This window comes from Congregibacter variabilis, from assembly GCF_045689235.1.
Taxonomy (GTDB): domain Bacteria; phylum Pseudomonadota; class Gammaproteobacteria; order Pseudomonadales; family Halieaceae; genus Congregibacter; species Congregibacter variabilis.
The window spans coordinates 1,563,235-1,582,171 of sequence record NZ_CP136864.1 but is presented as its reverse complement, the minus strand read 5'-3'; the positions used below and the strand labels follow the sequence as shown (position 1 = coordinate 1,582,171).

General features: G+C 55.9%; 25 protein-coding genes. 7 read left to right on the top strand and 18 right to left on the bottom strand.

Going from position 1 to position 18,937, the window contains the following annotated elements; all coding sequences use genetic code 11:
- Nucleotides 1-4: 4 nt before the first annotated feature.
- From R0135_RS06975 to R0135_RS06955, 5 genes are all read right to left on the bottom strand, one after another.
- Nucleotides 5-727, bottom strand: a complete 723-nt coding sequence (locus tag R0135_RS06975) for a DUF1499 domain-containing protein (protein WP_407349533.1) — start codon at nt 725-727, stop codon at nt 5-7.
- Between the two features lie 43 nt (nt 728-770).
- Entirely contained in the window at nt 771-1,655 is an 885-nt protein-coding gene (htpX, locus tag R0135_RS06970) for a protease HtpX (protein ID WP_407349532.1), read from the bottom strand.
- Nucleotides 1,656-1,938: 283 nt separating this feature from the next.
- Nucleotides 1,939-2,328 carry a hypothetical protein gene (locus R0135_RS06965; RefSeq protein WP_407349531.1) on the bottom strand — a complete coding sequence of 130 codons (390 nt, stop codon included), beginning with the start codon at nt 2,326-2,328 and terminating at the stop codon, nt 1,939-1,941.
- 38 nt (nt 2,329-2,366) lie between these two features.
- Nucleotides 2,367-3,074: a DnaJ domain-containing protein gene (locus tag R0135_RS06960; protein WP_407349530.1), complete on the bottom strand. Its 708-nt coding sequence runs from the start codon at nt 3,072-3,074 to the stop codon at nt 2,367-2,369.
- Between the two features lie 22 nt (nt 3,075-3,096).
- Nucleotides 3,097-3,783 carry a hypothetical protein gene (locus R0135_RS06955; RefSeq protein WP_407349529.1) on the bottom strand — a complete coding sequence of 229 codons (687 nt, stop codon included), beginning with the start codon at nt 3,781-3,783 and terminating at the stop codon, nt 3,097-3,099.
- 111 nt (nt 3,784-3,894) lie between these two features.
- Here R0135_RS06955 and msrA point away from each other — a divergent pair, with 111 nt between their 5' ends.
- Nucleotides 3,895-4,551: a peptide-methionine (S)-S-oxide reductase MsrA gene (gene msrA / locus R0135_RS06950; RefSeq protein WP_407349528.1), complete on the top strand. Its 657-nt coding sequence runs from the start codon at nt 3,895-3,897 to the stop codon at nt 4,549-4,551.
- Between the two features lie 10 nt (nt 4,552-4,561).
- Here msrA and R0135_RS06945 read toward each other — a convergent pair whose 3' ends face one another.
- From R0135_RS06945 to rimO, 3 genes are all read right to left on the bottom strand, one after another.
- Nucleotides 4,562-5,080, bottom strand: coding sequence for a CBS domain-containing protein (locus R0135_RS06945; protein WP_407349527.1), 519 nt, complete (start codon nt 5,078-5,080; stop codon nt 4,562-4,564).
- A 114-nt stretch (nt 5,081-5,194) separates the two neighbouring features.
- On the bottom strand, nt 5,195-5,914 hold the full coding sequence (locus tag R0135_RS06940) for a 16S rRNA (uracil(1498)-N(3))-methyltransferase (protein WP_407349526.1): 720 nt from the start codon (nt 5,912-5,914) through the stop codon (nt 5,195-5,197).
- Between the two features lie 5 nt (nt 5,915-5,919).
- Complete coding sequence (rimO, locus tag R0135_RS06935; protein WP_407349525.1) at nt 5,920-7,251, bottom strand: 30S ribosomal protein S12 methylthiotransferase RimO; 1,332 nt, start codon at nt 7,249-7,251, stop codon at nt 5,920-5,922.
- 146 nt (nt 7,252-7,397) lie between these two features.
- Between rimO and R0135_RS06930 the strand changes: the two genes are divergently transcribed.
- A complete protein-coding gene (locus tag R0135_RS06930) occupies nt 7,398-8,171 on the top strand; it encodes a crotonase/enoyl-CoA hydratase family protein (RefSeq protein ID WP_407349524.1) in 774 nt (257 codons plus the stop codon).
- Nucleotides 8,172-8,209: 38 nt separating this feature from the next.
- Here R0135_RS06930 and R0135_RS06925 read toward each other — a convergent pair whose 3' ends face one another.
- Entirely contained in the window at nt 8,210-8,713 is a 504-nt protein-coding gene (locus R0135_RS06925; RefSeq protein WP_407349523.1) for a DUF2244 domain-containing protein, read from the bottom strand.
- Between the two features lie 117 nt (nt 8,714-8,830).
- Here R0135_RS06925 and R0135_RS06920 point away from each other — a divergent pair, with 117 nt between their 5' ends.
- Nucleotides 8,831-9,628 carry a sulfurtransferase gene (locus R0135_RS06920; protein WP_407349522.1) on the top strand — a complete coding sequence of 266 codons (798 nt, stop codon included), beginning with the start codon at nt 8,831-8,833 and terminating at the stop codon, nt 9,626-9,628.
- Between the two features lie 27 nt (nt 9,629-9,655).
- Here the strand turns inward: R0135_RS06920 and R0135_RS06915 are convergent, their stop codons facing one another.
- From R0135_RS06915 to R0135_RS06890, 6 genes are read right to left on the bottom strand one after another with little or no spacing between them, the layout of a single operon-like run.
- Nucleotides 9,656-10,345, bottom strand: a complete 690-nt coding sequence (locus tag R0135_RS06915) for an RluA family pseudouridine synthase (protein WP_407349521.1) — start codon at nt 10,343-10,345, stop codon at nt 9,656-9,658.
- A complete protein-coding gene (locus R0135_RS06910) occupies nt 10,342-11,106 on the bottom strand; it encodes a pyridoxine 5'-phosphate synthase (protein WP_407349520.1) in 765 nt (254 codons plus the stop codon). Before R0135_RS06910 ends, R0135_RS06915 begins: the two co-directional genes overlap by 4 nt.
- Nucleotides 11,103-11,705 carry a peptidylprolyl isomerase gene (locus R0135_RS06905; protein WP_407349519.1) on the bottom strand — a complete coding sequence of 201 codons (603 nt, stop codon included), beginning with the start codon at nt 11,703-11,705 and terminating at the stop codon, nt 11,103-11,105. The genes R0135_RS06910 and R0135_RS06905 overlap by 4 nt, the downstream gene beginning before the upstream one ends.
- Nucleotides 11,706-11,741: 36 nt before the next feature.
- Entirely contained in the window at nt 11,742-12,407 is a 666-nt protein-coding gene (locus R0135_RS06900; RefSeq protein WP_407349518.1) for a TIGR04211 family SH3 domain-containing protein, read from the bottom strand.
- A 41-nt stretch (nt 12,408-12,448) separates the two neighbouring features.
- Nucleotides 12,449-12,748 carry a YciI family protein gene (locus R0135_RS06895; protein ID WP_407349517.1) on the bottom strand — a complete coding sequence of 100 codons (300 nt, stop codon included), beginning with the start codon at nt 12,746-12,748 and terminating at the stop codon, nt 12,449-12,451.
- A gap of 20 nt (nt 12,749-12,768) precedes the next feature.
- Complete coding sequence (locus R0135_RS06890) at nt 12,769-13,368, bottom strand: inner membrane-spanning protein YciB (RefSeq protein ID WP_407349516.1); 600 nt, start codon at nt 13,366-13,368, stop codon at nt 12,769-12,771.
- A gap of 97 nt (nt 13,369-13,465) precedes the next feature.
- On the opposite strand from R0135_RS06890, the gene R0135_RS06885 reads away from it, so the two are divergent.
- Genes R0135_RS06885 through rluB form a run of 4 tightly spaced genes read left to right on the top strand, consistent with a single transcriptional unit; the run spans nt 13,466 to nt 16,735 of the window.
- A complete protein-coding gene (locus R0135_RS06885; RefSeq protein WP_407349515.1) occupies nt 13,466-14,092 on the top strand; it encodes an L-threonylcarbamoyladenylate synthase in 627 nt (208 codons plus the stop codon).
- 33 nt (nt 14,093-14,125) lie between these two features.
- The gene (locus tag R0135_RS06880) at nt 14,126-14,971 is read left to right on the top strand and encodes a segregation and condensation protein A (RefSeq protein WP_407349514.1); all 846 of its coding nucleotides are present in this window, start codon (nt 14,126-14,128) and stop codon (nt 14,969-14,971) included.
- Nucleotides 14,968-15,765 carry an SMC-Scp complex subunit ScpB gene (gene scpB / locus R0135_RS06875; protein ID WP_407349513.1) on the top strand — a complete coding sequence of 266 codons (798 nt, stop codon included), beginning with the start codon at nt 14,968-14,970 and terminating at the stop codon, nt 15,763-15,765. The genes R0135_RS06880 and scpB overlap by 4 nt, the downstream gene beginning before the upstream one ends.
- On the top strand, nt 15,752-16,735 hold the full coding sequence (gene rluB / locus R0135_RS06870) for a 23S rRNA pseudouridine(2605) synthase RluB (RefSeq protein ID WP_407349512.1): 984 nt from the start codon (nt 15,752-15,754) through the stop codon (nt 16,733-16,735). The genes scpB and rluB overlap by 14 nt, the downstream gene beginning before the upstream one ends.
- A 19-nt stretch (nt 16,736-16,754) precedes the next feature.
- Here rluB and R0135_RS06865 read toward each other — a convergent pair whose 3' ends face one another.
- The 3 genes from R0135_RS06865 to ubiG are packed head-to-tail and all read right to left on the bottom strand — an operon-like array spanning nt 16,755 to nt 18,920.
- A complete protein-coding gene (locus tag R0135_RS06865; protein ID WP_407349511.1) occupies nt 16,755-17,528 on the bottom strand; it encodes a YciK family oxidoreductase in 774 nt (257 codons plus the stop codon).
- Nucleotides 17,521-18,204, bottom strand: a complete 684-nt coding sequence (locus tag R0135_RS06860) for an HAD family hydrolase (RefSeq protein WP_407349886.1) — start codon at nt 18,202-18,204, stop codon at nt 17,521-17,523. Before R0135_RS06860 ends, R0135_RS06865 begins: the two co-directional genes overlap by 8 nt.
- The gene (ubiG, locus tag R0135_RS06855; protein ID WP_407349510.1) at nt 18,204-18,920 is read right to left on the bottom strand and encodes a bifunctional 2-polyprenyl-6-hydroxyphenol methylase/3-demethylubiquinol 3-O-methyltransferase UbiG; all 717 of its coding nucleotides are present in this window, start codon (nt 18,918-18,920) and stop codon (nt 18,204-18,206) included. Before ubiG ends, R0135_RS06860 begins: the two co-directional genes overlap by 1 nt.
- Nucleotides 18,921-18,937 lie beyond the last annotated feature (17 nt).

Sequence of the window (18,937 nt, the reverse complement as noted above, 5' to 3'; positions counted from 1 at the left end):
GTAATCAGCCTTCAGCTGCCGCTTTAAATGCTGACATGAAGCGTCGAATGCGCTTGGCGTTCGCTCCGAGGTCGCTCACACCGACTCTTGATACGGATCGCACATCAATGAGACTGCCGTCGGCGTTAGTGCGTACGCGAATCACCACGTCATCTTTAAAATTCATAATCGCCGTAGTATCGACAGCTTCGATGAATCCGGCGTTGGGATCTTCCCGGACGACTTCCCATCCAAGGTCTCTGGCGGTCGTCAGTGCCATGTTGTAGCTGCTCGCGTAGGAGCGAGAGCTCTGGAGGGTCTTTAGGTCCGGGTAGGCCGCAAGCTGTTGCTCAATCACCTCATCACTCAGGTTCAGCGGATTACTGCTGTCGCCGCGAAGATCTACGATTTTCTCGAAGGCAGGGGGGTCCTGCAGATCTGTGCTGATATCGTGAATCGCTGGTACGTCTCGAGCCTGCATGGCCATCAGTAATAATGCGGCACCGGGAAGAGCCGGCAATGCACGCTTGAGGATATTCAGACGTTCACCGCCCCACCGCGGTATAAGGCTCTGAATTCCCATGAACACCAAAAGCACCAGACTCAGAAGACCAGCGAGAGCGTAGAGCATTAGTCCCTGCTGCCAGCTGCCACTGCGCACGACTAATACTGAAATTGCCAGCACCGCAAATAAAAACCATGCGATGTATCCAGGCCAGCGGATCCACGCCGAAGTTTTGTCATTCATGTTTGGTGCCTCTCGATAATTTAAACGCTGTCCTGTTCTTGATTTAGACGCCGCTGCGCAGTGCCGCTATTCGTTGCTCAAGGGGGGGGTGCGAGCTAAACAGGGCTTTGATTCCCTGCTTTGCCGATTCGCTAATGCCAAAAGCCGTTAGCTCTCCGGGCAGTTCCTGCTGCACGTTTTGATTGCCGCGCAACCTCTCCAGCGCCGCGATCATGTCGCCGCGTCCGGCAAGCTTTGCTCCCGCTTTATCGGCGCGGTATTCCCGCCATCGAGAAAACTTGAAGACGATCATACTGGCGAGTATTCCCAGAAGAATTTCGGCAACGATGGTCACGATAAAGTACCCGATGCCATAACCACGCTCTGTTTTAAAAACGACCCGATCCACCGTATGGCCAATAATGCGCGCAAGGAACATGACGAAGGTGTTTACCACACCCTGAATCAGAGTAAGCGTAACCATGTCGCCGTTGGCAACGTGGCCGATTTCATGGCCTATGACTGCCCGTATTTCGTTTGCGGGAAAGCGCTTGAGCATGCCGGCGCTGATCGCGACCAGGGCGGCGTTTTTGTTCCAGCCCGTGGCAAATGCATTCGGGCCCTCGGAGGGAAAGATGCCAACCTCAGGCATACCGATGCCCGCTTCCCCGGCGAGTTCGGCCACCGTGTCCACAAGCCATTGCTCATCGCGGTTGCGAGGTGTTTCTATGATGTAGGTACCGGTGCTGCGTTTGGCCATCCACTTTGACAGAAACAGCGATATCAAAGAGCCGCCCATGCCAAACAGCCCGCAAAAAACCAAGAGCGCCTTCAGATCCAGATCGACGCCATTTTCGGCGAGAATGCCCTGAAAGCCGAGCATGGTAAATATAGTGCCCACAAGGATGAGGACTGCAAAGTTGGTCGCAAGAAACAACAGAATGCGCATACTTTAATTCCTGTATCTAGCCTGGTGTCTCCTGGTCTGTCAGGAGCTCACAAATAAAACAAGCCTGAGCAAGCAGCAGCTCTAAGTTATTAACAGCCTTGAGCTATTAACAGCCTTGAGCTATTAACAACCTTGAGCTATTAACAGCCTTGAGCCATTAACAGCCTTGAGCCATTAACAGCCTTGAGCCAACATAAGCTCAGAGCGAAATAATGGGGGCGCTCTCTTGGGTTTCAAGTCGCCCAGGGAACCGGTGTATGGGCGTAGCCCCGTCGCAGCTAAGTTAGACTGCGGCGCTCAGGGGAGGTTCCTGCTCATCGTTGATTTGCTCTGCTACGCCATCCTCTTCTTGTGAGAGTTGGTTTTCCTGTGCGGCAATTAGAGCTGCCTCGGCGGCTTTTTCTGCAGATTTCTCTGCTGCCCTCTCTGCCAGCGTGGGCGTCAAGTGAGAGCTCGCTTCGACCATGGGTTCTTTGCGTTCATCGAGATCGCAGGCTAGAACCTCGCCGCGAAGTTCTATGTCCTTAGCGCTGAGTTCAACCAGTTGGTTCACAGCTTCGTCGTGATGCTTGATTTTGAGCAGGCGCTGGGGTTCCCGACCATCTACCCATTCTCCCGCTCGGGTCCAAAACTGACCTAGTTGATTTCGGATGACGAATACTCCATCACTCATGCTGCTCGGTTTCCTCTATATCGTGTTGTAAAAATGCCTCAGTCCTGCGTGAGCAAGTCTTTGGCTTGATTGATTTTAGCGGCAAGGTAGTCCGAACCGCCGCGGTCTGGATGAAGTTTTTGCATGAGCTTGCGGTGCGCGTCCACGATGGCTTCGCGGTCCGCGTCTTCGCTCAGGCCCAGTATTTCCAGCGCCTCTTTGCGACTCATACCCCCAGCGTCGGGCGGCGCCTGGGGGCCATCTTCCTGAGCTGTGTCCTGAAAACGCTGCTCGAGATAGCCATCTAAAAGCTGCAGAGATTCCGCGTCGGTGCTTTCACAGTATTGTCGCAGGGAATCAAGCTGCTCTCGACTCATCTCTTCTAGCAACCAGTCTTTAAATGGGCCCTCGATGACTTCGCCGGACAGGGCGCCGCTCTCATGATCCAGATGCATGCGCAGAATAAGCGTCGTTACCGTCGATTTCTTCGTCGCGCCGGCACTTTGAGACTTTAGCGAAGAGAGCATAGGAAAAAGACGAACAAGTATGGGTAAGGATTGGCGGGCCGCCACCAGAAGTCCGGTAATTGCAGCGCCTATCCAGTGCATCTTGCCGGCTAGGGTCAGTAGAACTACGGCTACCACAGCGACGCCTATACCCAGCTTGAAGTACTCGCCCCGACGACGATGGGGTGGCAGGGCGGCAACACGCCTCAGCAGAATGTAGACCACCGCGGCAATGGCCAGTAGAAGTATGAGTCTTGGCATGAAGGTCTCGTTTTCCTTGAGTCTAGCGCTTTAGCTGCTGTAAAAGACGTTGAGCGCCAGCACTGGGGTGGCTTTCCAGCGCTTTTCGTCCCCCGGCCGCATAGCGCGCGACGGCTCCGAGTAGATCCCGGAGTCTCTGAGCACTGTTTTGGTCAAAATGTTCATAGGCACCACCGCTTACTTTGGCCATTTGTTCGAAGCAGTGCTTAGCATCGGGATCGTTGCCTTCCTGAAAAATAAACAACGGCAGGGATTGAATTCGACACTGCCCGGCCAGGTCCTGAAGGTCGGCTCTACTTTCTTCCACGGCATCACCAATAAAAACCAGAGCTCGCGCGTTCACCGTGGACTGTTGTTTTAGCGCCGCGCGGAGGAGCCGCCCAATTTGCGTGCGCCCCGCTGCACACTGGACCTGACTCATCCGCTTGGCAAGGGTTGCCGCGTCACTTTGCCAGTCATCCAGATACAGCTCTCCCAGGCCTCGATAATACGCAAGCTGTATGGCCAGCGAGGCAAGGTCTGCTGTGGCTCGAAACATGTCGGCTTGAAGTTCACAGGCCAGGTCCCAGGTAGGTTGTCGGCTGGCGGTCGCATCCATTGCAAACAGTAGTCTTGAACGTCCGGCGCTGAACCGCTGTACGCTTTTCGCACGCTGTAAAAACGCACGGACATCGCCAGAGCTGGCCTGTTTAACGGGAGGACGGGGCATCGTTGAAGTGAACCGGCATGATGCGAGAATGGTATACCCTTGTACTCGAGGCTCCAAGCGCGTTTGCGGCGCTCAGCACCTGGCCTCTATTTTTGAATATGGAGAAAGTACGTGAAATTGTTCGAATTGCGCAAAAAACATGCCCTTCCTGACGCACAAAGCGCGTTACCAGGGAGAGATACGCCTTTGATGGTTGCAGAGCGTCATCAGGTATTGGATGCACCCCTTCAGGGCCCATTCCCTGCGCATATGCAGCAAGTGGTTTTCGGGATGGGGTGCTTTTGGGGGGTTGAACGCCTGTTTTGGCAGCAAAAAGGCGTGTTTACCACCGCTGCAGGCTACGCTGGAGGGCACACACCAAACCCTGGCTATGAGGAGGTGTGTTCTGGAAAAACCGGCCATACGGAAGTGGTTTTGGTGGTCTTTGATCCACAGCTTCTTAGCTTCGAGGACCTGCTACGGGTTTTTTGGGAAGGTCACAATCCGACTCAGGGTATGCGTCAGGGCAATGATATGGGTACGCAGTATCGATCAGCTATCTATGTCAATGATGAGCAACAATTAGCGGCGGCGCAGGACAGTAGGGCGGCGTATCAGGCACAGCTCGATGGCGCTGGTTACCAGAGCATTACTACCGAGATCGCGATGGCCGGACCTTTTTACTACGCCGAGGATTATCATCAGCAGTATCTGCACAAGAACCCCGCAGGCTATTGTGGTCTGGGGGGCACTGGCGTGAGCTGCCCTATAGGTCTCGGCGCAGCCTGACCTTTATCGCCTAAAAGTCTTCTTCTGGCTCAGCCATCTCCAACTGCTCCATGAGAACGATTGCGACCTCCAGGAAATCGGAATCCGTGATGATCCCGACGAGCTGGTCGTCTCGGGTAATCGGCAGGCATCCCAGTCGCTGTTTGCGTAACAAGCTCGCGACGCTCCTAAGCTCCGCATTTTCATTAGCGGTCTGGACGGGCGAGCTCATTACCGCCGATAGCGCTACAAAGCTCTCCTTGCCCCCGGCGAGCAGGTCTTCGTGTACTAACCGCGAATCACTCGCTGCAAGTAGATCGCGATGGGAGACTACGCCGATGACATTGCCATCATTAGACACGATGGGAATGTGACGAATATGGTGTTCGCGCATAAGGGCCGCGGCTTTAACAAGGCTGTCGTCCGGGCCCAGGGTATAGGGTTGAGCGGTCATTACTTCTGCAACACTTAACATCATGATTCCCCGCGGTAGTTGAGGGTCACTCGCCGTGGTCCCGGTTTTATGGATGCCATGCAAACATGAACTCAAATTCCAAGTCTTGCGACGATGCGACCAAAATAAAGAATAGAGCCGCAGGGGTTATTGATCCGCGTCAATTATCGACGCGTTAGCTGTAGCGATTTCTAATGGGCCGGGGTGCTGCTAGCTTATCTGGGTCAGATGTCTGCCGAGGGCGCAATGCAGGGCGGTCTCCACCCGGAGCATACGAGGGCCGAGTCCGACACAGCGAGCACCCGCCTTTTGTATCAACTCGCGTTCAAAAGGAATGAAGCCACCTTCCGGACCCAGCATCAGCAAGCTCGGCACAACAGGCTCTGAGGGATAGCTGTCGCCGGCGCCAAGGTCTGCCAGCAATGCGTCGCGTCCCTGGCAAAGTCTTGGCAACACATCCTCGGCAAAGGGGCGAAAGCGCTGGTGCAGCCCCACCGTCGGTAATGCTGTGTCTATGGCCTGTTCGAGACCGGCAATGAGCGCCTCGTGCAACGCGTCGCGCTTCAGTAGCGGGCTTTGCCAGTAGCTTTTTTCTACCCGGAAGCTGTTGATCAGGTGTATGTCCTTGACCCCTGTCTCGGCCAGACCACGTAATATTCTGCGCAGCATCTTGGGCCGGGGTAAGGCCAGCACTACGCTTAGCGGGAGAGGGGGGGGAGGTGCTTGCCGCAAAGAGACATCGATTATCGCGCCGCTGGTGTCGATGGCCCGAACAAGGCCTATGCCGATTTCACCATCAAGTTGCCCGACCCGCACCTTGTCGCCGATCTGGAGTTTGAGAATCTCGTTGAGATGTTTGAGGCGCCGGCCGCTCAGTCGCAGTTGCTTGTTCGAGTCCAGTTCATCGGCCTCAATGATGAGGAGATTCACGGTGACTAGTCGATCCAGAGGTCGTATTCGTCAGCTTTGGATACCGTGCCACGAACCCAGTCTCCCGGCGTTAAGTCTGTGGCTGTGGGAATATGTACCCGCCCGTCTATCTCTGGAGCATCGGCACTGGAACGCCCTATGGCGCCTTCGTGATCCACGGTGTCTATCAGCACCTCAATTTCACGGCCCACCCGTGCTTGAAGGCGTTGTGCACTAATGGCCTGCTGGCGCAGCATGAAACGTTCGTAGCGCTCCTGCTTAACTTCATCAGGAACGTGGTCTGCCAGTTCATTCGCTGCTGCGCCGGTGACCGGGGAGTATTGGAAGCAGCCCACGCGATCCAGCTGCGCTTCGTCGAGAAAACTCAACAGCTCTTCGAACTCAGCATCGGTCTCGCCGGGAAAGCCCACAATAAAAGTGCTTCGCAGTGTGATATCGGGGCACTGAGAGCGCCAATTATGAATACGGTTAAGCACTTTTTCTGTGGCCGCTGGTCGCTTCATACGTTTGAGAACGGCATGGCTCGCATGCTGGAAAGGAATATCCAGATAAGGGAGGATTTTTCCTTCCGCCATCAGGGGGATCACTTTGTCCACATGGGGGTAGGGGTAAACATAGTGCAGCCGGACCCATACGCCGAGTTCGCCCAAGGCGGCGCACAGGCTTTCCATGCGAGTCGACAACGGACGGCCCTGCCAGAATCCCGTGCGGTACTTCAGGTCCACGCCGTAAGCACTGGTGTCCTGAGAGATCACAAGTAGTTCCCGAACACCTGAGCGCACCAGCGCCTCGGCCTCGTCCATGACATCACCGATGGGGCGACTAACAAGGTCTCCGCGCATGGAAGGGATAATGCAAAAGCTGCATCGATGGTTGCAGCCTTCGGAGATCTTTAGATAGGCATAGTGCCGCGGAGTGAGTCGTATCGACGATGTGGGGATAAGGTCGGTGAATGCGTCTCGCGGGGGTGGTGCAGGAACATATTCGTGTACCGCTGCAACGACTTCTTCGTAGGCCGCCGGCCCTGTTACCGAGAGTACCTTTGGGTGCTCCGCACGAATACGCTCGGCATCAGCTCCCTTGCCCATGCAGCCGGTGACGATGACGCGACCATTCTCTGAGATGGCTTCGCCGATGGCCTGAAGTGATTCTTCCTTGGCGCTGTCGATAAACCCGCAGGTGTTGACTACAACCAGTTCGGCGTCGGCATAGCTGCCGACAATGTCATAGCCGTCCAGTTTCAGTTGCGAGAGGATTCGCTCGGAGTCTACCAGGGCTTTTGGGCAGCCCAAGCTTACAAAACCTACGGTGCTGTTGTTGCCAGAATCAGAAGACATAAAATTGATCGATTCACAAAAGCGCGAAGGGTAGCATGGTCGTGACTGTGCGCAGTAACCGGAGCGCCAAGCCAACTACCTTGATCTGTCGATAGCAAAAGGATCGACGTTTACGCGGAAGCAGCAGCCAGCCAGGGAGAGTGACAATGACGGTGGTGGTCGAAAGTATCGGGCGGATTTTGCGTGTGGAAATTAACCGGCCGGAAAGTCGTAATGCGGTAGATGGTCCTACGGCCGCGCTCCTTGCAAAGGCCTTTCGCGAATTTGATTCCGACGATTCACTGGATGTCGCTGTTTTGCAGGGCAGCGCTGGCACGTTTTGCGCGGGTGCTGACCTCAAAGCGGTGGCCAGCGGCGATAGTATGAATCGCATGCAGGCTTTTGGGGATGGCCCCATGGGTCCCTCACGCATGCAGCTGTCCAAGCCTGTGATTGCCGCTGTGGAGGGGCATGCCGTAGCCGGGGGGCTCGAGCTTGCGCTTTGGTGCGACCTGCGTGTCGCGGATCCTGATGCCGTTTTTGGTGTTTTTTGCCGGCGCTGGGGAGTCCCTTTGATTGATGGGGGCACTGTGCGTCTGCCGCGACTGATTGGTCAGTCCAGGGCTATGGATATGATTCTCACTGGGCGACCCGTTGGGGCCTCAGAGGCTCTTGATATAGGGCTGGTGAATCGTCTGGCGGCGCCGGGAGCGGCTGGGTCTGAAGCCCTGGCGCTCGCCGAGCAAATAGCCAGCTTCCCCCAGGCATGTATGCGAGCTGATAGGACAAGTGCGCTGGCGCAATGGTCGCTTGGCGCAGAGTCGGCTCTTGCCTATGAGTATGCAGGGGGAGAGGCGGTGGTTCACAGTGGAGAGACCCGTCGTGGTGCCGAGCGCTTCAGCAGTGGCCTCGGACGCCACGGCGATTTTGCTAAGATCTGACTGTGATCAAATCACAGGTTCAATAGCCCTGAGGTTCATCAGATTTTGATACGACGAATTGGTCCATGAGTACGCACCAGAAGTTCCTCGCGAAGTAGCGCTACCAGAGACAAGCAGTCATCGCGATTGAGAAATTCTCCGACTATGACGGTCTCTTCTTTGCCATGAACCGTCACACCCGGGCCTTCCCAGGGGTGTTTCTCAGGGGTTATGGCCAGAGCGACCTGATCTCTGGCAAATCGCCAGCGGCGCTTGGGGGCATAGTGACCCTTGTCTATGGAGACAGTCTGCTCGTCAAGAGTAATCACATGGCGATATTCGAGTTTCCAGTTGACGTAGTAAAGCGCCGCCGCAAGCGCAAACAACTCTGCTCCGGCAAAAGGCAGTATTGGCCATGCCCCCAGCGCTGTGAATCCTATCGCTGCTCCCATGGATGGCACGGAAACAGCAAGCAGTGCCAGCTTGTTGTTCCGCCAGCTCGAGGAATGGTTGGGTTTGGCGATGATTACCAGTGAAGCATCGCTGCGACTGCTGCTGACCACTAGCTTTAATCCTTTTATGATGCGGCCTGAGTATAGTGCACCTTAAATGGCGTACACACTGAGGCGAAAAAATCGCCCAATAGTAGTACGCGATGCTTGTTTCAGGAGATCAGAATCATGACTGGGTTTCTTAGCGTGGCTGAGCTGGAGGATTTTTCCGGTGTGGTGGTCGACTGCAGGTTTTCCCTCGCGGACGCTGCAGCGGGGCAAAAGGAATATTCGGCCGGGCATGTGCCGGCCGCGCGGTATCTTGATCTTGCAAAGGATATGTCCGCTGAGGTGGATGTTCACGGGGGGCGTCATCCCTTACCGGGTCCTCAGAGTTTTGCCGACAAGCTTGCAGCCTTGGGCATAGGCCCAGATACCGATGTTGTCCTTTACGACGATTCTCGTTTTGTCTTTGCTGCGCGCTGCTGGTGGATGATGCGAGCCCTTGGCTATCGCCAACCGAGCTTTTTGAATGGCGGCTATGCGGCCTGGTTGGCTCAGGGCGGCAGGCCCGAAGCCTCGGCTCCGCGTGTGGAGGCTGTGCCGTCGATCGTCGCCCCTGAAACCTGGCCCGGCTGCTGTGACCGCGAGCAGTTAGCCATACTCCAGGGACAGTCCGCCGTTTTGGTGGATGCTCGTGAAGGGCCACGTTATCGGGGCGAGCACGAGCCCATCGACCCTATTGCCGGACATATCCCTGGCGCGATAAATCTTCCCTGGCAGAGCTTCAGCAATGACACAGGCATGTTCCTTGACGAGGAGGCGTTGCGCAGCTGTTGGGGGGAAACCCTGGAAGTGTCACCGCTGGTTGTGTATTGCGGCTCTGGTGTCTCCGCCTGTGTAAACCTGCTTTCTTTGGCGATACTGGGTCGCGATGATGTTTTGCTCTACGGCGGCAGTTGGAGTGACTGGTGTAGTTACCTGTAGCTACCTTCAGTTACCGATGGCTACGGTCTAAAAGGGCGCAGGACAGTGTCCGACTATTTTTCGACCCGTCGATGGATGTGCAAAGGCGATGCGTGTGGCATGCAACATAAGCCTGGGTGCGGCGCCGAGTATGGCGGGGGGCGCGTACATGTCGCAGCCCAAAATGGGATGACCCATTTCCCGGCAATGTATACGCAGCTGGTGTGTGCGGCCGGTCGCCGGTTGCAGTTCAAGCAGGCTATTGCCGTCTTTTCTGTTTAGTACCTTAAAGTAGGTGAGAGACTTTTTTCCGGTTTTTGCGCAGATTTTTTGCAGCGGCCGGTTTTCCCAGTCTCGGGCGATGGGGAATTCCACTTTTCCTTCGTCGGCGGTTACAGTCCCTGCAACCCATGCCCGATAGTGCTTTTCAACGGCGCGTTCCTGAAAGAGCCGGGAGAGCGCACCCTGAGACGCTTTTCCCCGGGCTACCATCATGATTCCTGAGGTATCCAAATCCAGGCGATGAACGACCAACGCGTCCGGGAATCGCTCCTGCAGGCGGGTGATCATGCAGTCGTAATTCAGGGGGTGGCGACCCGGTACCGACAGGAGTAAGTCAGGCTTGCGGATCAATAGTAAGTCGTCATCTGCATAGATGACTCGCACGGGCTCTGGGCTGTGTGGAACGATATAAGGCGGTAGCTCAAGGGTTTCCTGAGCATCAGACCCTGTGGTCACCGGCCTGCCAGTGCTGCCAGGTAGGCCGCTACGGCCGCAGGCATGCCCATGCGTAATGCATCGATGGTGAGCGCATGTCCGATGGAGACCTCCATCAAGCCGGGTAGCTCCCGAAAATAAGGGAGATTATGGAGATTGAGGTCGTGCCCTGCATTGACGCCAAGACCCGCTTGTATGGCCGCTTCTGCGGTGTCCTTAAAGCGCTGGTAGGTTTGCGCAATCTCATGATCGCTGGCAACGGCTACCGCAAAGGACTCGGTATACAGTTCGATTCGATCGGCGCCAATTTCGGCGGCGAGAGACATTTGCTCTGGCACAGGGTCCATGAAGAGGCTGCTGCGAATGCCTAGATCGCGAAGCTCAGCAAGTATGGGGCGCAGCTCTTCGGCTTGACGATGCAGATCGAAGCCGTGGTCTGAAGTGAGTTGGGTGTCACCATCAGGCACCAGTGTGCACTGCGTTGGACGCAGCTCCCGCACCAATTCCATAAAGCCTGGATAATCGCTCACGCCTTTTCGATCACTCGCGCGAGGGCCGGCAAAGGGATTGCCTTCAATGTTGAATTCAACATTGAGCATGGGTGCGAGATCGCGGCAATCGTCAGCGCGTATGTGTCGTTGATCCGGACGGGGGTGCACAGTGATGCCATTGGCGCCCGCATCTATGCACATTTGTGCATGCTCGGTCACGCTGGGTATGACGGTGTCGCGAGAATTCCGGATCAGGGCGATTTTATTGAGATTGACGGAAAGGGCGATCACAGCAGGCTCTTGCGCTCTACCTTGGTGATGATGACCGGGTCCAGGGGGACATTTCCGTGGGGTCCGATCTGTGCGGTTGGCGAGGTACTGATGTAATCCACGATACTCATGCCATCAATTACTTCGCCAAATACGGTGTAGCCTTCTGCGCCCGGTTGCCAATCCAGTCGCAAGTTGGTGCGCTGGTTAATAAAGAACTGCGCCGTGGCTGAGTCCGGATCTGATGTTCTCGCCATGGCCAGCGTCCCGCGAACATTGTGGAGACGATTTTTTGACTCGTTGACAATGGGGTCGCCGACGGGCTTTTCCTGCATGTCCGGGGTCATGCCGCCACCTTGAATCATGAAGTTTGGTATGACGCGGTGGAAGATGGTCCCGTCATAAAACCCTGCGTCCACATAGCTCAGAAAGTTTTCAACGGAAACCGGTGCCTTGTCGCGAAACAGACGCACGCTGATTGCACCAACATTCGTCGTGATGGTGACCTGGGGGTTGGGCAGGGGCGTGGGTGAAGAGGACTGGCCCAGCGCCGCATTGCTCAATGCGCCGAGCAGCAGGGTGCTGCATACGACACGGAAAAAGCGGTTAAGTTGGTGCATGTTGTATCTCCTGTCTGCGAGCGTTGGGGAGTGATCTCAGGCCCAGCTTGAGCTGTTTTTGCGTTTGGGCCACAGTCGCGGCACTACCAAAGTAATGATTACCCCGAGGAACACGGCAAAAGCGCCATCCATAAACGCACTGCTACGCACGCGGTCTTGCAGACGTTGGTTATCTGCCTGGAGGGTATCAAGAGTTGTACGCATGGTCGCTGACTCCTCTACGAGCTGGCGATTGTTGTCGGCGGTCTCCACGGCGCTACCCGATATCTGTCGCAGCTGTGCGAGTTCCTCACTTACCTGTTGCAAGTCTGCATTACTTTTCGCGAGCTGCGCATTTACGTCATCCTGGGTCGCTCGCAGTTCCGCAAGGCTGCTGCGCAGGGCTGCGGACTCCTGCTGGGCTTCTTCGAGCTGACGCACAACCGCGGGCAGACGAACCTGCGCAGGCGCCTCGGTGGACAGGTACTCGGCCTGCACCCAGCCCTCGGTTCCGCGCGATGTGGCCACCTCGGCCCAATTGCCATCGGTAGAGCGACGCTTCTCTATGAGCTGCGTTCCGGGTATGAGTTTGCCCAGCCAGCGGTAGTTAGAGCCGGGTCCTGCATGCAGCACCACAAACACCTCGTCACTGATGTAGCGAGATTCCTGAGCGAAAGCGACGGAGCTCACACTCAACAGCATTATCAACATAAGTCGAATCACGGATACTCCTTGTTTAATGGTATTGATACGCATGGCATGGTTCAGGGGATAACGATCTTGAAAGGTTTCACCTCAACGTGAGAAAACACGCCAGAGGTCGTATATGGGTCTTCGCTAACCCACTGTTGGGCATCAGCTAATGACGGAAACTCGGCGATAATCAGGCTGCCGGTAAAGCCGTTCTCGCCCGGGTCCTCGCTGTCGATCGCGGGATGGGGGCCGCCCACAAGCACCCGGCCCTCATTGGCCAGTTCTTGTACCCGCGCTAAATGCTGTTCGCGAACCTTCAGTCTTAAAGGCAGGCTGTTGGGGACGTCGTATCCGAATATGGCGTAATACATAAATTTCTCGATGGTTTTTGTTAATCGCTCTCTGAATCAGCTGTGGCTTCGACTGCCTGCAGGTGCGGGCTAACCAATAAAGCCGTCAATACAGTAAGTAGCAGCGTGAAGCCAATAGCCGAATACAGCTTGTAGCTGACCCAGGTGGACTCGCTGTAACTGTAGGCTACGTAAAGGTTAAGCGCGCCCACAATCAGAAAGTTACTGATCCATAATAGATTGAGTCGCGCCCAGACGGTCTTCGGGAGTTCCAGCTGCGCTCCAAGGGTACGCTCCAGAAGATTGCGCCCGCCGATGAAGTGGAAAAGACCAAACGCAATAGCCAGAGCCCAGTTAAAGATCGTAGGCTTCCATTGAATGAAGGTCTGGTCTCGCAGTATGAGCGTGGCACCACCAAAAACACCCACCGCAAGAAATGTCCAAAGACCGCGTTTGTCCCAGTAGCCGCTGGCTATGCGCGAAATCAGCACCTGCAGTGCTGTGGCAATAATGAGCACGGTGGTGGCACTAAAAATGCCATCGAATTCGTGCTGCCAGTTGCCCAGGCGCAGGGTCTCTCCGTCCAGTTGATAGACGACAAAGAACAGCGCTATGGGAATAAATTCCAGGAGTTGTTTCATACTAATCGCCAGGGCGCTCGGCAGTGCTAGAATGCCGCGCGGTGCTAAAAGGGCCGCATTGTAAAACAATTCACAGGTCAGCGCGGAGCGGACTTCCATGAGTCAGTTCTTCCAGATACATCCGGACAATCCTCAGGCTCGCCTGGTTCGCCAGGCGGCGGATATCGTGCGTGGCGGCGGCGTGATCGTTTATCCCACAGATTCGGGCTATGCCCTGGGTTGTCACATCGGAGATAAAGCGGCGCTGGACCGTATACGTCGCATCCGTAAGCTCGACGACCGGCATAATTTCACCTTGGTGTGTCGGGATCTGTCTGAGATAGCGACCTATGCCCGCGTGGATAATGTGGTTTATCGGCTGCTGAAGCAATATACCCCAGGCCCGTACACATTTATTCTGCGGGCAACCACCGAAGTACCCAGGCGATTGATGCAGTCTAAACGCCGGACTATCGGCCTGAGAGTGCCGGACAATGCCATCACGCAGGCACTCCTGGGAGACCTTGGCGAGCCACTGATGAGCGTCTCGCTGATTATGCCCGGGGATGAGCTGCCACTTATCGACCCTTATGAGATTCGCGAATTACTGGAACACGAGGTCGATCTGGTGGTGGATGGAGGGTGGTGTGGCATGGAGGCAACCACCGTGGTGGATCTGGCTGATGAAAAGCCTATGCTACTGCGCGCAGGGAAGGGCGATCCAACGCCCTTTGAGGCTGCCTGAGGTATACTTGCCTCACTATTAAGCGGTGCTTCTGTGACTAACGAAAATCAAGAATTGACTGACGCGGGGGTCTCGCTGGTGGGGCCTGAGCTGCCAACCCAGGGGGAGATGCCCTTTGCAGTGGTTATGGGCAAGGCCGTTACCGAGCTGCCCAAGGATTTGTACATTCCGCCGCAGGCTCTGGAGGTGTTTTTAGAGGCCTTTGAAGGACCCCTGGACCTGTTGTTGTACCTGATTCGTCGGCAGAACCTCGATATTCTGGAAATCGACGTTTCTCGAATCACAGAGCAGTATATGCATTACGTCGATTTGATGGATGCGATGCAGTTCGAGTTGGCGGCCGAATACTTGCTTATGGCGGCCATGCTCGCCGAAATTAAGTCGCGAATGCTGTTGCCAAGGGCCAAGACCGAAGAAGACGAGGAAGAAGATCCTCGGGCGCAGCTTATTCGTCGTTTGCAGGAATATGAGCGATTCAAGAAAGCCGCGGAAGATATCGAAGACCTGCCGCGTATGGAGCGCGATACCTGGATAGCATCGGCGGCGCCGCCGCCGGTGGAGCAGGAGCGCCCCGCGCCCGATGTGGATATGCGTGAGTTGTTGATGGTGCTGTCGGATGTGCTCAAGCGTGCGCAGATGTACGAGAGTCATCAGGTGCAGCGCGAGGCCCTGTCCACCCGGGAGCGTATGTCCCAGGTGCTTGAGAGGCTCCAGGGAAAGCAGTTTGTGCCGTTTGTTTCCTTGTTTTCGGCAGAAGAGGGCAAGTTGGGCGTTGTGGTGACCTTTTTGGCCATCATGGAGCTGATCAAGGAGTCGTTGGTTGAGATCGTACAAACAGAAAGTTTTGGCCCAATTCATGTCAAGGGGCGTGCCGAATGAGTGAAAGCAGCGGACTCGTGCAAATTATCGAAGCAGCCTTGCTCGCCGCGGGTAAGCCCTTGAGCGTGGCTCAGTTGGGGGCTTTGTTTGAAGAGCATGAGCGGCCTTCAAATGAGGATATTCGCGCTGCACTGGAAGAGGTGCGTGAGCGTTGCGAAGGGCGTGGTTATGAGCTTGTGGATGTTGCCAGCGGTTTTCGCTTTCAGGTGCGCGAGCAGATGAGTCCCTGGGTAAGTCGCCTCTGGCAGGAGCGGCCCCAGAAGTATTCCCGCGCACTCCTCGAAACTCTGGCACTGGTTGCCTACAGGCAACCCATTACCCGCGGAGAGATTGAAGAGATTCGTGGGGTGGCGGTCAGTACCAATATCATTCGTACTTTGCATGAGCGGGAATGGATTCGCGTTGTAGGTCATCGAGACGTCCCCGGGCGACCTTCTATGTATGCCACGACGCGTGATTTCCTCGATTACTTCAGTCTCAAGAGTCTGGATCAATTGCCAGCTTTGGCGGATATTCGCGACCTGGAAACCTTGAACGCTGAGTTGGGCTTTAGCGAGCCTTTGCCAGAGGCCGCAAATGCAGATTCGGACAGTAAGCCCGAAGCAGGGCAAGTCTCGCAGGAGCCCGCCAGCGAAGAGCCTGAAGCCGGGCACACTGATGATCTGGAGACAGACAGTGTTGAAACCGACGATGAGGTGTCGATGACTTTGCAGGAAGTTTCGGATACGCCGGAAGATTCACGGGAAGAGTCCGATTCCGATATCTCACAGCAGGCGACACATGGCCAAGGCTGATAAAGCAAAGGAGGGGGCAGTTGATGCTGCTCCTAAAGAGGGCGAAAAGCTTCAGAAGGTGCTGGCACGCACAGGTCTGGGTTCGCGTCGAGAGATGGAGCGCTGGATAGAGCAGGGGCGAGTCACGATCGATGGCACGCTCGCCAGCCTGGGAGACCGGGTTGGTGCAGAGCGGCGCATCGAGGTTGATGGCCGTCCATTGGTAGCTGGAGACGGCGAGAAAACCCGGTGCCTGTTGTACCACAAGCCCACGGGAGAGGTTTGCTCACGCAAGGACCCGGAAGGCCGCCGCACTGTCTTTGAGCGACTGCCCAAGGTTAAATCCGGGCGCTGGATATCCATAGGCCGTTTAGACTACAACACCTCGGGCCTGCTCTTGTTCACCACTGATGGCGAACTGGCCAACGCTCTGATGCACCCCAGCGCTAACATCGAGCGCGAGTATATGGTGCGTGTCATGGGAGATGTCACCGAGGAGAATATTACCGCCATGCTTGAGGGCGTGATGCTCGACGATGGCGTTGCCCGATTCACTGATATTCAGTCCGGTGGCGGTGATGGGATCAATACCTGGTACTACGTGGTATTGATGGAGGGGCGTAACCGCGAAGTGCGGCGACTCTGGGAGTCCCAGGGCCTGACTGTGTCGCGTTTGAAGCGCGTTCGCTACGGCGATTTATTTGTTCCCTCAAAGGTAAAGAAAGGCCAGTACCAGGAGCTTGCCGTCAACGAAATTAACGGCCTCTATCGTATGGCGGGTATGGCGACGAAAGATGTTGAGCCACCCTCGCGGGAAGATCGTAGTAAGCATAAGCGCATGGAGGGCAAACGCGGCCGGGTCCGGGGGAACAAAAATCCCAGAGATGACTTCGGTAGTCGAGACGCGCGTAAAGAAAAGTCCGCGAAAGGACGGAAGCCAGGTGCAAAAAGCGGCACGGCACCAAAGAACAAGCGCCGCACTCGCGCTTAGTCGGCGTCCCGTTCAATATCTACTGTGCGTTAAAGCTATAGCCGGTTTTGTCTTCGCTACAGTCATCCATCAAATACAGATAACTGCGCATGATGTCTTGCGGCGACGGGTTGCTGCTGGGCTCCTCAGCGGGATAAGCAGCGCGACGCATGGCGGTATTGGTGGCTCCGGGGTTGATGCAATTGACCCGTATATTGCTGGTGTTCTCCGTTTCGCTTGCGAGCACCTGCATCATGCCTTCGGTAGCAAACTTGGATACTGCGTACGCACCCCAATATGCCCGACCTGTTCTTCCCACCCCTGAGGACGTAAATACCACCGAAGCCTTTGGCGCCTCTCGCAGGAGCGGCATCAGGCTTTTGACGGTGAGAAACTGACTGTGAACATTGACCTGCAGGACATCCCGCCAGTCGTTCCATGCAGACTGTTCCAGTGCCCTGCGTTGACCGAGGATGCTGGCATTTAAAAGCAGTCCATCTAGCTTGCCTAATTGGGCTTCAATCACCCGAGCCAACTCTATAAAGGCTTCTTCATTGTCCTGAGACAGATCAAAGGGAATGGCCGCCGGCTGCGGGCCTCCCGCCGCTTCAATGAGGTCATATACTTCTTCGAGTTTTTTTACATCCCTTCCCAGTAGAATCACCGTCGCGCCATGGGCTGCGAAGCTCAACGCCGCGCTGCGCCCGATGCCATCGCTGGCGCCGGTCACAAGTATGGTTTTTCCCTGCAAGGCATTAGCAGCGGGTTGATAGTCCTGGGGAATGCCCACTCCCACCATTTCTTGCTCAGGCATAGGCTCGCTCCTTGAGAGGGAAAAGCAGTCCACAAAGATCCTCGCTGCGCTGAGCTACCAGGTCGGCGCCCCAGTTATGCGCGCTGTCGCCGGTTTCGATATACCCGTAGGCGGCGGCGATGGTAAACATCCCCGCGCGCTGGCCTGCTTGAATGTCGCGCAAATGATCACCCAGATAAACTGCTTCGCTGATTTCGCAGCGCAACTCGCGACAGCCCTTCTCCAGACTTTCCGGGTGCGGCTTGGCATGGGTGACGTCGTCTGGGCAGACGACGCTAGCCGGTGTGAGACCCAGTTTGGCCAGCAGTGGCAGGGTGTACTCCCGTGGTTTGTTAGTGGCGATACCCCAGGCAATACCCTTGTCCTCTAATTGTTTCAGTAATGCCGAGACCCCTGGATACAAGGCTGAGTGACAGCCCAGTACTTCGCTATAGAGCGTCAGAAGCCGTTGGCGATATACCTCGAAGTCAGGGTCCTTGTCCGATAGGTCCAGGGCGAGGGCGACCAGCGCTCGAGAGCCGTTGGATACGCTGGCGCGTATCCGCGGGGCAGCCATGGGAGGATGGCCACACTCAGCACGCAGTTGCTGTACCACGGGAATGAAATCGTCCGCGGTATCAATCAGAGTGCCGTCCAGATCAAAAATCACCCCGCGCAAACGGGCGCCGGGGTGCATCACGCGGCTTTGCTCGCGTGCACCATGAAGTTAACGGACACGTCATTGGGATTCAGGCGATAGCGCTTGCTCAAGGGGTTGTAGACCAGTCCGGTCATGCCCTCAAGCTGCAGGTCTGCGTCACGAAGCCACTGCGCCAGCTCCGAAGGTCGGATAAATTTCTCGTATTCATGCGTTCCTGCCGGAAGTAGACGCAGAATATGCTCGGCGCCCACGATGGCAAACAAAAAAGCCTTGGGATTGCGGTTAATAGTCGAGAAATACAGATTGCCTCCGGGGCGTGTCATGTCAGCGCAGGCTTGAATCACTGCGCCCGGATCGGGGACGTGCTCGAGCATTTCCAGACAGCAAACGACGTCGAAGTGTTCGGGTTTCTCCAAGGCAAACTCCTCGGCGGTAATGCGTTGGTAATGTACATCCACACCCGATTCCAGTTGATGCAGGCGAGCGACGGAAAGCGGGCCTTCGCCCATGTCGATCCCCGTAACTTCTGCGCCGCGCTGGGCCATGGACTCTGCCAGAATGCCGCCTCCACAGCCCACATCCAGTAGCCGCTGACCCGCAACAGGGGAGCGACTGTCGATCCAGTTCGCCCGCAGTGGATTGATTTCGTGGAGTGGACGAAACTCTCCATCCATATCCCACCACCGGGCCGCTAGCGCCTCAAATTTGGCGATTTCCGCGTCATCTACGTTCAGGTTTTGAGTGATTGTCATGTGTTTTTGGTGTCCAA

Excerpts from the sequence above, each read along its gene's own strand:
- R0135_RS06975 (WP_407349533.1), bottom strand. The coding sequence starts at position 727 with ATGAATGACAAAACTTCGGCGTGGATCCGCTGGCCTGGATACATCGCA.
- htpX (WP_407349532.1), bottom strand. The coding sequence starts at position 1,655 with ATGCGCATTCTGTTGTTTCTTGCGACCAACTTTGCAGTCCTCATCCTT.
- R0135_RS06965 (WP_407349531.1), bottom strand. The coding sequence starts at position 2,328 with ATGAGTGATGGAGTATTCGTCATCCGAAATCAACTAGGTCAGTTTTGG.
- R0135_RS06960 (WP_407349530.1), bottom strand. The coding sequence starts at position 3,074 with ATGCCAAGACTCATACTTCTACTGGCCATTGCCGCGGTGGTCTACATT.
- R0135_RS06955 (WP_407349529.1), bottom strand. The coding sequence starts at position 3,783 with ATGCCCCGTCCTCCCGTTAAACAGGCCAGCTCTGGCGATGTCCGTGCG.
- rimO (WP_407349525.1), bottom strand. The coding sequence starts at position 7,251 with ATGTCTTCTGATTCTGGCAACAACAGCACCGTAGGTTTTGTAAGCTTG.
- R0135_RS06930 (WP_407349524.1), top strand. The coding sequence starts at position 7,398 with ATGACGGTGGTGGTCGAAAGTATCGGGCGGATTTTGCGTGTGGAAATT.
- R0135_RS06920 (WP_407349522.1), top strand. The coding sequence starts at position 8,831 with ATGACTGGGTTTCTTAGCGTGGCTGAGCTGGAGGATTTTTCCGGTGTG.
- R0135_RS06905 (WP_407349519.1), bottom strand. The coding sequence starts at position 11,705 with ATGCACCAACTTAACCGCTTTTTCCGTGTCGTATGCAGCACCCTGCTG.
- R0135_RS06895 (WP_407349517.1), bottom strand. The coding sequence starts at position 12,748 with ATGTATTACGCCATATTCGGATACGACGTCCCCAACAGCCTGCCTTTA.
- R0135_RS06890 (WP_407349516.1), bottom strand. The coding sequence starts at position 13,368 with ATGAAACAACTCCTGGAATTTATTCCCATAGCGCTGTTCTTTGTCGTC.
- R0135_RS06885 (WP_407349515.1), top strand. The coding sequence starts at position 13,466 with ATGAGTCAGTTCTTCCAGATACATCCGGACAATCCTCAGGCTCGCCTG.
- scpB (WP_407349513.1), top strand. The coding sequence starts at position 14,968 with ATGAGTGAAAGCAGCGGACTCGTGCAAATTATCGAAGCAGCCTTGCTC.
- rluB (WP_407349512.1), top strand. The coding sequence starts at position 15,752 with ATGGCCAAGGCTGATAAAGCAAAGGAGGGGGCAGTTGATGCTGCTCCT.
- R0135_RS06865 (WP_407349511.1), bottom strand. The coding sequence starts at position 17,528 with ATGCCTGAGCAAGAAATGGTGGGAGTGGGCATTCCCCAGGACTATCAA.
- R0135_RS06860 (WP_407349886.1), bottom strand. The coding sequence starts at position 18,204 with ATGCACCCCGGCGCCCGTTTGCGCGGGGTGATTTTTGATCTGGACGGC.
- ubiG (WP_407349510.1), bottom strand. The coding sequence starts at position 18,920 with ATGACAATCACTCAAAACCTGAACGTAGATGACGCGGAAATCGCCAAA.